This window comes from Sphaerisporangium sp. NPDC049003, from assembly GCF_043197795.1.
Lineage (GTDB): Bacteria > Actinomycetota > Actinomycetes > Streptosporangiales > Streptosporangiaceae > Sphaerisporangium.
This window is the reverse complement of record NZ_JBICTU010000028.1, coordinates 52,952-66,769: the sequence shown is the minus strand read 5'-3', so window position 1 is coordinate 66,769 and position 13,818 is coordinate 52,952. Positions and strand designations below refer to the sequence as shown.

The 13,818-nt window shown below is 70.9% G+C and carries 8 protein-coding genes; 6 read left to right on the top strand and 2 right to left on the bottom strand.

Annotation, left to right across the window (positions count from 1 at the left end):
- The first annotated feature begins 389 nt into the window (after positions 1-389).
- Together ACGFIV_RS28195 and ACGFIV_RS28190 are read left to right on the top strand one after the other, a co-directional pair.
- The gene (locus ACGFIV_RS28195) at positions 390-1,955 is read left to right on the top strand and encodes an alpha/beta fold hydrolase (RefSeq protein ID WP_358559073.1); all 1,566 of its coding nucleotides are present in this window, start codon (positions 390-392) and stop codon (positions 1,953-1,955) included.
- A gap of 230 nt (positions 1,956-2,185) precedes the next feature.
- Positions 2,186-3,742 carry a glycosyl hydrolase family 18 protein gene (locus ACGFIV_RS28190; protein WP_358559074.1) on the top strand — a complete coding sequence of 519 codons (1,557 nt, stop codon included), beginning with the start codon at positions 2,186-2,188 and terminating at the stop codon, positions 3,740-3,742.
- A gap of 206 nt (positions 3,743-3,948) precedes the next feature.
- Here ACGFIV_RS28190 and ACGFIV_RS28185 read toward each other — a convergent pair whose 3' ends face one another.
- Positions 3,949-7,413 (bottom strand): glycoside hydrolase family 3 N-terminal domain-containing protein, encoded by a 3,465-nt coding sequence (locus tag ACGFIV_RS28185; RefSeq protein WP_392838173.1) that lies wholly within the window; start codon positions 7,411-7,413, stop codon positions 3,949-3,951.
- A gap of 396 nt (positions 7,414-7,809) precedes the next feature.
- On the opposite strand from ACGFIV_RS28185, the gene ACGFIV_RS28180 reads away from it, so the two are divergent.
- Genes ACGFIV_RS28180 through ACGFIV_RS28170 form a run of 3 tightly spaced genes read left to right on the top strand, consistent with a single transcriptional unit; the run spans position 7,810 to position 10,939 of the window.
- Complete coding sequence (locus ACGFIV_RS28180; protein WP_392838172.1) at positions 7,810-9,120, top strand: extracellular solute-binding protein; 1,311 nt, start codon at positions 7,810-7,812, stop codon at positions 9,118-9,120.
- Positions 9,117-10,043: a carbohydrate ABC transporter permease gene (locus ACGFIV_RS28175; protein WP_392838171.1), complete on the top strand. Its 927-nt coding sequence runs from the start codon at positions 9,117-9,119 to the stop codon at positions 10,041-10,043. The genes ACGFIV_RS28180 and ACGFIV_RS28175 overlap by 4 nt, the downstream gene beginning before the upstream one ends.
- A gap of 2 nt (positions 10,044-10,045) precedes the next feature.
- Positions 10,046-10,939 (top strand): carbohydrate ABC transporter permease, encoded by an 894-nt coding sequence (locus ACGFIV_RS28170; protein WP_358560769.1) that lies wholly within the window; start codon positions 10,046-10,048, stop codon positions 10,937-10,939.
- Positions 10,940-11,008: 69 nt separating this feature from the next.
- On the opposite strand, the gene ACGFIV_RS28165 is transcribed toward ACGFIV_RS28170, so the two are convergent.
- Positions 11,009-12,481 carry an MFS transporter gene (locus tag ACGFIV_RS28165; RefSeq protein ID WP_392838170.1) on the bottom strand — a complete coding sequence of 491 codons (1,473 nt, stop codon included), beginning with the start codon at positions 12,479-12,481 and terminating at the stop codon, positions 11,009-11,011.
- Between the two features lie 114 nt (positions 12,482-12,595).
- Between ACGFIV_RS28165 and ACGFIV_RS28160 the strand changes: the two genes are divergently transcribed.
- Positions 12,596-13,816 (top strand): cytochrome P450, encoded by a 1,221-nt coding sequence (locus ACGFIV_RS28160; RefSeq protein ID WP_392838169.1) that lies wholly within the window; start codon positions 12,596-12,598, stop codon positions 13,814-13,816.
- The last annotated feature ends 2 nt before the right edge of the window (positions 13,817-13,818 follow it).

The following is a 13,818-nucleotide window of genomic DNA, read 5'->3' as shown; positions in this document are numbered from 1 at the left end:
GCGAAACGGATACCAGATCTCCACGCGGGCCGAACGCGGCGGGTTGGCCGGGCCGGGCTTCCCGAGTTCGGCCGGCGTGATCGGTGCCGCGCCGACCGGAGGTGGCGCTCACCTCCTGGTTCGCATAAATATCAACATCGGCGGCGTCCGGCCATTATGATCATTCTGGTCGGGGATGTCACGATATTTGGCCTTGTCAACCGTTAACGACCAGCGAAGCACATCCTCCAGAGGGAAACGCATGCGAGACGGGTTGAGGCGTCCCCACGACCGGCGACACGGCACTCGCCCCACCGGCGAGCTTCACCGGCAGCGGCCGGAGCCCTTTCCGCACGGCCCTGATCTCCCGCCCACCCCTCGCATGCGGCACGTGACTGTGAAGGGAATCCATGAAGAGGCGGTTATTCACTGCTGCGCTCGCCGGACTCGCGCTGACGACCTCGCTCGCGCGACCGGCCCTCGCTGACCCCACTCCCCGTGAGCCGGCGGCCGCGGGGGCCGCGACCTCAGGCTGGCGCCCCTCGGCGCCGATCCAGTGGGCGGAGTGCGGCACCACGTACAAGGGCGAGTGCGCCACCCTCAAGGTGCCGATCGACTGGACGAAGCCGAGCGGGCCGACCCTTGACCTGGCGATCGGCCGGCTCAAGGCGCTGGACCCGGCCAAGCGCATCGGCGTGCTGGTCATCCACCCGGGCGGCCCCGGTGGCTCGGGGATCAGCCCGTTCATCGTCAACCGCGCCATCCCGGACAGCGACCCGATCCGGCGGTACTTCGACCTCGTCAGCCTCGACCCGCGCGGCGTCGGCCGCAGCACCCAGGCGGTGTGCAGCGAGGACCTGGTCCGCCGTACGCCTTTCACCTATCCCGCCGGCGAGGCGGAGTACCGGGCCTTCCTGCGGTTCAACGCGGACCTGTCGAAGGACTGCCGTAAGCAGACCGGCCCGCTGTTCGACCACGTGGACACCACCAGCGCGGCCCGCGACGTCGACGCGATCCGGGTGGCACTCGGGGAACGCCAGATCAGCTTCTTCGCGATCTCCTACGGCACGCAGGTCGGCCAGCAGTACGCCGAACTGTTCCCGCGCAACATCCGCGCGATGGCGATCGACTCCAACATGGACCACAGCATCACCTCCGCGTGGCAGTACCTGAAGACCACGACGGAGGACTTCGAGGGCAGCTTCCTCGAATTCGGCGAGTGGTGCGGCGCGACCACGGCCTGCGCGCTGCACGACCAGAAGGTCGTCGAGGTGTGGGACGGGCTGCACGCCAAGGCGGAGGCCGGCGACCTGAGGGACCCCGCCGACGGCCACCCGATCTCCGCCGAGGAACTGCGGGTGGGACTGTTCGGCTCCATGTACGGCCCGAGCGGCTGGTTCGAGACCGCCGGCTGGCTGAAGGCCCTCGCCGAAGGCACTCCCCCGGCGCTCAAGGCCACCGCCAAGGCGGAAGTGGTCAACAACCCCTACCCCGCCATCTGGTGCTCCGACTGGAAGTGGGACGTCAAGAGCTTCTCCCAGCTCGAACAGTACCGGCGGCGGCTCGAAACGGTCGCCCCGCACACGAAGCTCTCGCCGTTCTGGTCCGACGTGGTGGGATGTCTCAACTGGCAGGGCCCGGTGTCCAACCCGCAGCACCGGCTCAGGATCAGCGGCAACCCGCCCATCCTGGTGGCCACGGCCCGCTACGACGTCGGCACCCCGGCGGCCTGGAACCACGCGGCCGCCCAGCAGATCCCGCGGTCGGTCCTGTTGGAGTACGAGGGCGTCGGGCATGGCCAGTTCCGCAACAGCGTCTGCGCCCACGACACGATCGAGAAGTACCTGATCGAGCTCAAGATGCCGCGACCCGGCACCCGCTGCGCCCCCGAGTACCCGGCGCAGCCGTTCGCCGGGACGAACTCGGCGAGGAACTGGCCGCTCACCCGGACCGGCCGGCCCGTCCACGCCCCCTGACCTCCCTTCCCCGCGACATCCCCGGCAGCGCCCGCGTCCCGCGGGCGCTGCCGCCGTTTCTCCTGCCCCCCTGTCCTGTTTTGGGCCTTGTACGGCATTGAAGTCGGGGCTACGATCGCGACAACTCTTAGGAAACTTTCCTATAAGAAGGCGTTCCAAGGGCACCCCCCGCCCGCCGTCGATGCCCGGTGACCCCTCGCACCCGGGCGACAGAAGGGTTGTCACCCCCCATGAAGCGAACATCCCGGAAGCGAACGCCCCGCCTCCTGGCGCTGGCAGTCTCGTTGCTGCTGGCGGTCATAGGCGTCCTCGTCACGCAGACGTCGGCCCAGGCCGCCAACCTCCTCGCCAATCCGGGCCTGGAGACCGGATCCCTCTCGCCCTGGTCCTGCACCGGTGGGCTGGGTTCGGTGGTCGGCTCCCCGGTCCGCTCCGGGACGAAGGCGCTCGCCGGCGCGGCCAGTGCCTCCGACAACGCCCAGTGCATCCAGTCGGTGACCGTCAAGCCGAGCACCGCCTACACCCTGACCGCCTGGGTGCGCGGCAGCTACGTCTACCTCGGCGTCAACGGCGGCGGTTCCACCTGGACCTCGTCGGCGACGTACACGCAGCTCTCGGTCGCCTTCACCACCGCGGCCGGCCAGACCACCGCCGTGGTCTACCTGCACGGGTGGTACGGGCAGGGCACCTACTACGCCGACGACATCAGCTTCGACGGGCCCGGCGTCCCCCCGTCGAGCACGCCCACGCCCACGCCCACCTCGACGCCCACGCCCACTACGACGCCCACCACGACACCCACCCCGACGCCTACGCCGACCCAGACGGGTGGCACGTGCGCGGTGAAGTCGAGGCCGGCGGGCAAGGTCCTCCAGGGGTACTGGGAGAACTGGGACGGCGCGTCGAACGGTGTGCACCCGCCGCTCGGCTGGATTCCGATCACCGACTCCCGCATCAAGGCCCACGGCTACAACGTGATCAACGCGGCGTTCCCCGTCATCCGCTCCGACGGAACCGTCCTGTGGGAAGACGGCATGGACGCAACCGTCAAGGTCGCCACCCCGGCCGAGATGTGCCAGGCCAAGGCCGCCGGCCTGACGATCCTGATGTCCATCGGCGGAGCGACCGCCGGCATCGACCTCAGCTCCAGCGCCGTCGCCGACCGCTTCGTGGCCACCATCGTGCCGATCCTCAAGCGCTACAACTTCGACGGCATCGACATCGACATCGAGACCGGCCTCAGCGGCAGCGGCAACATCAACCAGCTCTCCACCTCGCAGGCCAATCTCATCCGCATCATCGACGGCGTGCTCGCCCAGATGCCGTCCAACTTCGGCCTGACCATGGCGCCCGAGACGGCGTACGTCACCGGGGGCAGCGTCACCTACGGCTCGATCTGGGGATCGTACCTGCCGATCATCAAGAAGTACGCCGACAACGGCCGCCTCTGGTGGCTGAACATGCAGTACTACAACGGAAGCATGTACGGCTGCTCCGGCGACTCCTATTCCGCCGGCACGGTTCAGGGGTTCACCGCCCAGACCACCTGCCTGAACAACGGCCTGGTCATCCAGGGCACGACGATCAAGGTCCCCTATGACAAGCAGGTCCCCGGCCTGCCCGCCCAGAGCGGAGCCGGAGGCGGCTACATGGCGCCCTCTCTGGTGTCCCAGAGCTGGAACAGCTTCAGCGGCGGCCTCAAGGGTCTGATGACCTGGTCCATCAACTGGGACGGATCGAAGAGCTGGACCTTCGGCGACAACGTCAAGGCGCTACAGGGCCGCTAGCCCGCGGCCGGAGTCGGCGGCCGCTCCCGGATGTTCGGGGGCGGCCGCCCCAGGTCGGCCACGGGTCACCCGCTCAGGTCACCCGCAGGTCGGCCTCGCGGGTCAGGCGCGCGGATCAGGCGCTCGGGTCAGGCGCTCGGGTCAGGCGCTCGGGTCAGGCGCTCGGGTCAGGCGCTCGGGTCAGGCGCTCGGGTCAGGCGCTCGGGTCAGGCGCGGGCGGGCGTCCCCGTGGTAGAGCCGCGCACGACCAGCTCGGTGGCGAGCTCGACGTGGTGGGAGTCGACCCGTTCCCCCGCGGCCAGGCGCAGCGCCGTGCGCACCGCGACGCCGCCCATCTCCCGCAGCGGCTGGCGCACCGTGGTCAGCGGTGGGGAGGCCGTCTGGGCGAGCTGGGTGTCGTCGAAGCCCACGATGCTGAGGTCCTCGGGCACGCGTAGCCCCCGCGCCCTGGTGGCCTCCAGCACGCCGAGGGCGATCTCGTCGCAGCCCGCGAAGATGGCCGTGGGCGCCTCGGGCAGGTCGAGCAGGGCCGCGCCGCCCGCCACGCCGTCCTGGTAGAGGAAGCGCCCCGTCCGTACGTGACCTGGGGGAATCGGAGCGCCCGCGGCCTCCATGGCGGCGCGGTAGCCGTGCAACCGGGCCTGGTTGCAGGCGGCGGTGGCCGGGCCGCCGAGGTAGGCGATGCGCCGGTGCCCGAGCGCGAGCAGGTGCTGCGTGGCGGCCAGGCCTCCGGCGAAGTTCGTCGAGCCGACGCTGGTGACCTGGGTCTGCGGCAGGTTAAGCGGGTCGATCACGACCAGTGGCAGCCGCGCGCGGGACAGGGCGGCGAGCTGCCCGGCGGTCAGCTCGCCGGTGACGGCGATCAGTGCGCGCCGCCCGGCCGCGACCAGGTCGCGCGCCCACACCCCGGTGCGGCCGGCGTTCGTCCGGATGCTCACCACGATCGCCACGTCGAGCTCGGCCCCGGCCCGCACCGCGCCCTGGACGATCTCGGTCGAGTACGCGTTGAGATCCGCGTCGAACTCCACCTCTATCGTGCCGGCCGCCGCCGCCTCGCCCCGGCGCTGCGGCGGCGCGACGTAGTCGTGCTGCTCCAGCAACGACTGCACGAGGGAGCGGGTCGACGGGGCGACGTCGCTGCGGCCGTTGAGCACCTTCGACACCGTGGCGACCGACACGCCCGCCGAGGCCGCGACCGTGGCCAGCGTGGCCCGTCTACGACTGGCCGGCATTCGTCCCTCCCTGTCGCGTGGCGCCCGAGTCCGGCGCCGGTCCACGTCCACGGGCGTGACGAGCCGCCGGCCCCGGCCGACGTGCCGCAGCGGGCCGGTCAGCCGTACGTGGCCCCGGCACGGCAGGTCCGAGGCCGACGTGCCCGCGAACACCTCCAGGTCCCCGGGCTCGACGACGCGCCGCAGGTCGCGCCCGGTGAAGGCGGTACGGTCGGCGGGCACGGTGAAGGTCGCCCGCGCGCTCGCGCCGGGCTCCAGCCGGACCCTGGCGAACCCGGCGAGCTGCCGTACCGGCCGGGTGACCTGGGCGAGCACGTCGTGCAGGTAGAGCTGGACGACCTCCTCGCCCGCCCGGCCCCCGGTGTTGCGCACCAGCACGGACACGGTGAACTCACCGTCGGTGGGCACCTCGGCGTCGCTGACGCGCAGATCGCCGATCTCGAAGGTGGTGTACGAGGCGCCGTACCCGAACGGGAACAGCGGGGTGGGGTCGAGGTTGCTGATGCCGTGGCTGTTGGAGCCCAGCGGCGGCTGCAGGTAGGTGCCCGGCTGCCCGCCCGGGCCGCGCGGGATCTGCACCGGCAGCTTCCCGCTGGGCTGCACCCGGCCGGACAGGACGCCGGCGATGGCCGCCCCGCCCTCCTCGCCGGGCATGAACGCCTGGACGAGCGCGGCGGCCCCGCCGGCCACCTCACCCAGCGCGTACGGGCGGCCGGACACGACGACCACCACGACCGGCGTGCCGGTGGCGGCCAGCTCGACCAGCAGGTCCTCCTGCGCCCCGGGCAGCCGCAGGTCCTCGGCGTCGCAACCCTCGCCCGAGGTCCCCTGCCCGAACAGCCCGGCCAGGTCGCCGACGACGGCCACGCACAGGTCGGACTCACGGGCCGCCCGGAGCGCGGCGGCGAAGCCGGACCGGTCCTGGTCCCGCACGTCGCAGCCTCGCTCGTAGATCAGCTCGGTGCCCGGCAGCTCGGCCCGCAGCGCGTCGAGCAGGCTGGGCGCGTCCACGCCGAGCCCGAGGCCCGGATGACGGGGCAGCACGTGGTTGGGGAAGGCGTAGCAGCCCATGAAGGTGCGCGGGTCGTCGGCGCAGGGCCCCACCACGGCCACCCGGCGTGGCTCCGTACGCCCCTCGCCGAGCAGCGGCAGCGCGGTGCCCGCGTCGAGCAGCACGATCGACCGCTCGGCCAGCTCCCTGGCCAGGGCGCGGTTGGCCGGCGAGTCCAGGTCCACGGCCTCCGCCCCTGCCACCGACTTCTCCGGCGTCCAGCCGGGGTCCAGCAGCCCGAGCTGCACCTTCTGCGTGAGCAGGCGGCGGGCGGCCCGGTCGACCAGGGACTCGGGCAGCTCGCCCCGCCGCACCCGCTCGGCCAGCTGCTGGCCGAAGCCGAGCGTGTCGGGCAGCTCGACGTCGATGCCCGCGGTGAGCGCCTGCGCCCCGGCCTCGTCGGTGTCCGCGGCGACCTGGTGCGTCGTCGCGAGGAACGGGACGGCCCAGTAGTCCGACACGACCGTCCCTGTGAATCCCCACTCGTCGCGCAGCAGGTCGGTCAGCAGCCACGAGTCGGCGGCGGCGGGAACGCCGTCGACGTCGGAGTAGGAGTTCATGACAGAACGCGCGCCGCCCTCGACGATGGCGGTCTCGAACGTCGGAAGGATCATGTCCAGCAGCTCGCGCCGGCCCATCGGCACCGGGCCGTGGTTGCGGGCCCCCCGGGAGGCGGAGTATCCGGCGAAGTGCTTGAGCGTGGCGATGATCCCGGCGCTCTCCAGGCCGCGCACGTAGGCGGCGCCGAGCATCGCGACGAGGTACGGATCTTCGCCCATGGTCTCCTCGACCCGGCCCCAGCGGTAGTCGCGCACCACGTCCAGCACCGGCGAAAGGCCCTGGTGGACGCCCACGGCGCGCATGTCCCGCCCGATGGCGGCGGCCATCCGCTCCACCAGGTCCGGGTCGAACGTCGCGCCCCAGGCGATGGCCGCCGGGTAGACGGTCGCCCCGTAGCTGGTGAAACCGGTGAGGCACTCCTCGTGGACCAGTGCCGGGATGCCGAGCCGGGAGCTCCTCACCACCTCGCGCTGCAGCCGGACCACCTCCGCGGCGCCCTCCGCCGCGGTCACCGGAGCGCTCCCGAACACCCGCGTCAGGTGGCCGAGCCCGTGGCGGATCGCCTTCTCGAAGGGCACCGTCCCCGAGGCCGCGAAGACGTCCTGCATCGGGGCCACGTTCAGCGGGCCCGCGGCGTCCTCGTCGGGCTCCACGCCCTGGTCGGTCTGCATGTCGTTGCCGATCCACCGGCTGCCGAGCTGGCCGACCTTCTCCTCCAGGGTCAGGTTCTCAAGGAGGGCGCCTACCCGGTCGGCCACGGGGAGTGCCGGGTCCTGCCACGGCCGGAGGATCTGGTCCGCTGCGGAGGTCCCATCTAGCGCCGTCATCTGCTCTCCTCAAGAAAGACCTGTTCCCGCGATCGCCCCGAAACGTTTCGACGCCTGTGGCGGCTCTGCTCTTCGGCGGGAGATCACCAGGTAAACGCCCGTGCGAAAGTACTTTACACACGCCAAATCCGGAGCCGGCGAGGGCGTGAGACCACCCTTGACAGGCAAGTGGAGGAAATCTAAATTGGCGTGCCACGCGGCCTGTTTCGAAAATGTTTCGACAAGCTGAGCTCAAGGAGGAGCGGACGCGTGGCACCGGAGGTGCTGTATTGACGACCGCCGGCCACCGCATCTGACGTTTCACATGGAGCCGCGCCCCAGCCCCCGGTATTTCTACGTACGGAGATCAGCGTGGACTCCAGGACACCTTCTCGCCGCACCTTCCTCAGTCTCTCCATGAGCATTCCCCTGGGTGCCGCGTTAGCGGCCTGCGGCACCTCCGGCCCGGCCAAGCCGGGCGGAACGACCGGCAGCGGTGGCGGCGGGGGCGGCGGGGGCAACGCCACCTACTGGTACCTGTCGGTGCAGCCGCAGGAGGGCGTGCGCACCAGGGCGGTGGAGGCCTTCAACAAGGCCAACCCCGGCGGCCAGATCACCGGGACGACCTTCCAGAACGACGCGTACAAGACGAAGATCAAGACGGCGATCGGGGCGGGCCAGGCGCCCACCGTCATCTGGGGCTGGGGCGGCGGGACCCTGCGCACGTACGTACAGGCCGGCCAGGTGGAGGACCTCACCTCGTGGTTCGACCAGAACCCCGCCGTGAAGGACCGGCTGTTCCCCTCCTCGTTCGGGGCGGCGACGGTCGACGGCAAGATCTACGCGATGCCGTGCGAGACCGTGGCGCCCATCGTCCTGTTCTACAACAAGAAGCTCTTCGACAAGATCGGCGCGAAGCCGCCGCAGTCGTGGGGCGACATCATGGACCTGGTGCCCAAGTTCAACGCCGCCGGCATCGCACCGTTCTCCCTCGCCGGCCAGTCCCGCTGGACGAACATGATGTGGCTGGAGTTCCTCTTCGACCGCATCGGCGGCCCCGAGGTGTTCCAGGCCGTGTTCGACGCCAAGAAGGACGCCTGGTCGCACCCGGCCGCCCTGGACTCCCTGACCAAGCTGCAGGAGCTCGTCAAGGCGGACGGGTTCATCAAGGGCTTCTCCTCGATCACCGCCGACTCCAACGCCGACCAGGCGCTGCTGTACACCGGCAAGGCCGCGATGATGCTGCACGGCACCTGGACCTACGGCAGCATGTCGACCGACGGCGGCGACTTCGTCTCCGGCGGCAACCTCGGCTACATGAACTTCCCTCCGGTCGAGGGAGGAAAGGGCGACCCGAGCAACACCGTCGGCAACCCCGGCCAGTATCTGTCGATCTCCTCCAAGGCGACCGCCGAGCAGAAGGAGATCGCCAAGAAGTTCTTCGCCACCGGCGTGCTCAGCGACCAGGAGGTCAAGGAGTGGGTCGGCATCGGCTCTGTGCCGATCGTCAAGGGAGCCGACAGCTCGTTCGCCTCCTCCAAGGACGCCGACTGGCTGAAGTTCGTCTACGGCGTCGCGAGCGAGGCCAAGTCGTTCGCCCAGTCCTGGGACCAGGCGCTCAGCCCCACCGCGGCCGAGGTGCTGCTGGACAACATCGCCAAGCTGTTCCAGCTGTCGATCACGCCGCAGCAGTTCGTGTCGAACATGAACGCGGTCATCGGCAGTTGAGCGCGTTCGCCGCCCCCGCCAGGAAAGGGACGCCGCCTGCCGCCACTCGGGGGGTGCGCGGCGGCGTCCTTCCGTGGCTGGCCGTGCCGGCCCTGGCGGTGTTCGTCGCCTTCGGGGTGATCCCGCTCGTCGGGGTCCTGGTCCTGAGCTTCACGTCCTGGGACGGGCTCGGCGACATCCGGCTGTCCGGGCTGACGAGCTGGCGGGCCGTGCTCGCCGACCCCGGCCTTCCGCACGCGCTGTGGGTGACGTTCCTGGTGATGGCCGCCTCCTGGGCGGTCCAGACGCCGGCCAGCATCCTGATCGGGGTGTTCCTGGCCGGGCACCAGCGCTACCGCGCTGTGCTGGCGGTGCTGTACTTCATCCCGCTGCTGCTCAGCTCGGCCGCCATCGCCATCACCTACAAGGCGCTGCTCGACCCGAACTTCGGGCTCGGCGCCGGGCTGCACATCGGGCTGCTCACACAGGACTGGCTCGGCGAGCCGGTCCTGGCCTTCAGCGTCGTGATCTTCGTGGTGTCGTGGCAGTTCATCCCGTTCCACTCGCTGATCTACCAGGGCGGCGTGCGGCAGATCCCGCGCTCCATGTACGAGGCCGCCGAGCTGGACGGCGCGGGCCGGGTCCGCAAGTTCTTCAGCATCACGCTGCCGCAGCTCAAGTACACGATCATCACCTCCTCCACCCTCATGGTGGTCGGCTCCCTGACCTTCTTCGACCTGATCTTCGTGCTGACCGCTGGCGGCCCGGCCGACGCGACCCGGGTGCTCGCCCTGGACATGTACAAGCGCGGGTTCCAGGCCAACCTCATGGGACCGGCCAGCGCCATCGCGGTCATCCTCGTCCTCGTGGGCCTCGCCCTGGCGCTGCTCCTGCGCCGGCTCGGCGGCGGCGGCGCCGACGCCAGCCAGCTCGAAGGGGCCTGACCATGGGCATCACCCACACGACGGGACTCGAACGGACCGCGGCGGCCGGAACGCGCGGGCGCCGGCCGCGCGGGAGCGGGGAGCGCCCCAACTGGCTGGGCGGGGCCGCGGGCTGGCTGTGGCTGGCGGTCGTGATCGTTCCGATCTACTGGATCGCCATCACGAGCTTCAAGGCGCAGAGCACCTACTACGCGACCAACCCGCTGGCGCCGCCCACCGAGCCGACCCTCGCCAACTACAAGCTGGTCATCGAGTCCGACTTCCCGCTGTACTTCCTCAACAGCCTCATCGTCACCGTCGGCGCGGTCGTCCCCGCGGTCGCGTTCGCGTTCATGGCGGCGTACGCGATCGTCCGGGGCGGCGCCCACCGGTTCCTGCGCGGGGTGAACGCGCTCTTCCTCATGGGCCTGGCCATCCCTCTGCAGGCGACCATCATCCCGATCTACCTGATGATCATCCGGCTGCGCCTGTACGACTCGCTGACGGCGCTGATCCTCCCGTCGATCGCCTTCGCGATCCCGCTGTCGGTGCTGGTCCTCGCCAACTTCATCCGCGACGTGCCCAAGGAGCTGTTCGAGTCGATGCGGCTGGACGGCGCGGGCGAGGTGATGACGCTCTGGCGCCTGGCCTTCCCGCTCACCCGGCCGGCCGTGGTGACGGTGTCGATCTACAACGCGCTGACGATCTGGAACGGATTCCTGCTGCCGCTGATCCTCACCCAGAGCCCCGACAAGCGCACGCTGCCCCTCGCGCTGTGGACCTTCCAGGGGCAGTACAGCGTGAACGTGCCGGCCGTGCTCGCCTCCGTCGTGCTGACCACGCTTCCCATCCTGATCCTGTACGTGGTCGGCCGCCGTCAGTTGCTCAGCGGCCTGACGGCCGGTTTCGGCAAGTGACCGCGCCGGCGGGGCCGGCGCCCGGTGGACCCGGGCGCCTCGCCCCGCTCGCGGTCGGCCACCGCGTGGTCACGAACCCGCGGAGGGCACCGTGGCCGGCGCCGGGGCGATGTCGTGCGGCGTCGCCGTGGCGGTGGCGCGGCGGGGAAGGAAGGACGCGAACAGCAGGGCGACGAGCGCCGCGCCGGCGCCGATGGCCATGACCACACGGAAGCCGTCCGCGGACGGGAGGGCGACGGAGCCGAATGTGACGGTCATCTGCGCCAGGACGACGCCTGCCACCGCGCTCGACACCGAGGTCCCCATGGCCCGCATCAGCGTGTTGAGGCTGTTGGCGGCGGCCGTCTCCGACACCGGCACGGCCCCCATGACGAGCGCGGGCATGGCTCCGTAAGCGAGGCCGATCCCGGCTCCGATCACGGCCGACACGAGCACGAGGTGCCAGATCTCCGACATGAGCCCGATGCTCAGGCCGTAGCCGGCGGCGACCACGACGGCGCCGAGCATCAGCGTCACCTTCGGGCCCCTGGCCTTCGAGACGCGCGCGGACAGCGGTGCCGTGGCCATCATCACCAGACCGGACGGCGCCAGCACCAGGCCCACGGTGAGCATCGACTCCCCGAGACCGTAGCCGGTGGCCTTCGGCAACTGCAGCACCTGCGGGAGCACCAGGGACATCGCGAACATCGCGAACCCGAACACCGCGGAGGCGAGGTTGGTGAACAGCACCTGCCGGCGAGCGGTGGTGCGCAGGTCCACCAGGGGCTGCCCGGCGCGCAGCTCCCACCAGCCCCACAGCAGGAGCACGGCGGCCGACGCGCCGAACAGGCCGAGGGTCCAGGCCCCGGCCCAGCCCCAGCCGGCCCCCTTGGAGATGGCCAGCAGCAGGCACAGCAGCCCGATCGACAGCCCGGCCGCGCCCACCAGGTCGAAGCGTCCTCCGGTGCGGACGGCGGACTCCGGTACGAGCCTCAGCACCAGGACGATGGCGGCCGCGCCCAGGCCGGCGGCCGTCCAGAACAACGCGTGCCAGTCGGCCCGTTCGACCAACAGGGCCGCCGCGGGCAGGCCGAGAGCGCCGCCCACGCCGAGCGAGGCGCTCATCAGCGCGGTCGCGGCGCCGAGCCGTTCTGCCGGCAGCTCGTCGCGCATGATGCTGATGCCCAGCGGGATGACGCCTGCGGCCAGGCCCTGAAGGGCGCGTCCGGCGACCAGGGGCGCCAGGGTGTCGCTGAGGGCGGCGACGACCGAACCGGCGACCAGCAGGACGAGGCTGAGCAGGAGCATGCGCCGCTTGCCGTACATGTCTCCCAGCCGTCCCACCACCGGCGTCGCGATGGCGCTGGCGAGCAGCGTGGCGGTGATCGCCCAGGTGGTGTCGGACGCCGAGGCTCTCACCAGCGTGGGGAGCTGGGGGATCAGCGGGATCACCAGGGTCTGCATGAGCGCGACGACGATCCCCGCGAGAGCCAGCACCACCACGATGGTGTTCGCACGCGGCGGGCCGGCTGCCTGGGCGGGTGCGGCGGGGACAGGGGGCATGGCGAAGCCTCCGACTCGGCTGGCGGCAAAAGGTAATAATTCAAGCGCTTGACTTAAAATAACAGCCCGTGTTTACTGACCGCACACGGGCAGTCAGATTCGGAGGAGGCCGCAGTGAGCCAAGGTGACGGCGAGCAGGTGCTGAGCTATCCGATTCCGGGCGCGGCGGCGCTGGAACCGCCCGCGGAGTGGGCCCGGCTGCGGCAGCGGTGCCCCGTGGCCCTGGTGAAGCTCCCCAGCGGTGACGAGGCGTCGCTGCTGACCCGCTACGACGATGTCAGGCAGGTGCTGTCCGATCCGCGGTTCACCCGGCGGCTGAACGCGAAGGACGCGGCCCGGATCTCCGACAGCGAGTCGGGAGGGGTCTTCAACACCGAGATGGCGATGACGATCCCGCAGGGCGGGGATGGGCACCAGCGGTGGCGGCGCCTGGTCGGCAAGTGGTTCACGGCCAAGCGGATGGCGGCGCTGCGGCCCGGCATCGAGGCGATGGCCGAGCGGCTCGTCGACGACATGGTCGCGCTCGGGCATCCGGCCGATCTCAAGGCGAGCCTCGGTTTCCCGCTGCCGGTGTACGTGATCTGCGATCTGCTCGGCGTCCCCGCCGCCGATCGGGACAGGTTCGCCTACTGGTCCGACACGCTGCTCAACCTCACACGGTACGGCCAAGCGGAGATCGACGCGGCGCAGGCCGAGTTCGTCCGGTACATGGCCGCTCACGTCGCCGCCAAGCGGGCCGAGCCGGATGACGACCTGCTCAGCGAGCTGATCAGGGGCACCGATGCCGAGGGCGGCGGGCTGTCCGATTCGGAGCTGGTGGCCACCGGCATCGCCTTGCTGGTGGCCGGGCACGAGACCACGGCCAACATGATCGGGAAGATGGTGGGCATGCTGCTGGCCGACCGGCGGCGCTGGGAGCGGCTGGTGGCCGACCGGTCGCTGGTACGTCCGGCGGTGGAGGAGGCGCTGCGGTTCGACGCCAACTCGGGGTTCGGCATGCCGCGCTATCTGGGCGAGGAGGCGGAGGTCGGGGGGACGCTGCTGCCGCGCGGCACGACGGTGGTGTGCAGCATGGCGGCGGCCAACCGCGACGAGAGCGTCTTCGACGGCGCCGGCGACATGGACCTCGGCCGCAGCCCGAACCCGCACCTGGCCTTCGGCGCCGGGGCGCACTCGTGCCTCGGGCAGTCGCTGGCCCGCACCGAGCTGCAGGTCGTACTGGAGGTGCTGGTACGCAGGCTCCCGTCCCTGGAGCTGGCCGTCGCGGTCGCGGACCTGCGCCGCCTTGAGGGGCTGGTCGTCGGCGGGCTGCGCGAGGTCCCGGTGCGGTGGTGATC

Coding starts and splice junctions, on each gene's coding strand:
- ACGFIV_RS28195 (WP_358559073.1), top strand. CDS start 390: ATGAAGAGGCGGTTATTCACTGCTGCGCTCGCCGGACTCGCGCTGACG.
- ACGFIV_RS28190 (WP_358559074.1), top strand. CDS start 2,186: ATGAAGCGAACATCCCGGAAGCGAACGCCCCGCCTCCTGGCGCTGGCA.
- ACGFIV_RS28185 (WP_392838173.1), bottom strand. CDS start 7,413: ATGACGGCGCTAGATGGGACCTCCGCAGCGGACCAGATCCTCCGGCCG.
- ACGFIV_RS28180 (WP_392838172.1), top strand. CDS start 7,810: ATGAGCATTCCCCTGGGTGCCGCGTTAGCGGCCTGCGGCACCTCCGGC.
- ACGFIV_RS28170 (WP_358560769.1), top strand. CDS start 10,046: ATGGGCATCACCCACACGACGGGACTCGAACGGACCGCGGCGGCCGGA.
- ACGFIV_RS28165 (WP_392838170.1), bottom strand. CDS start 12,481: ATGCCCCCTGTCCCCGCCGCACCCGCCCAGGCAGCCGGCCCGCCGCGT.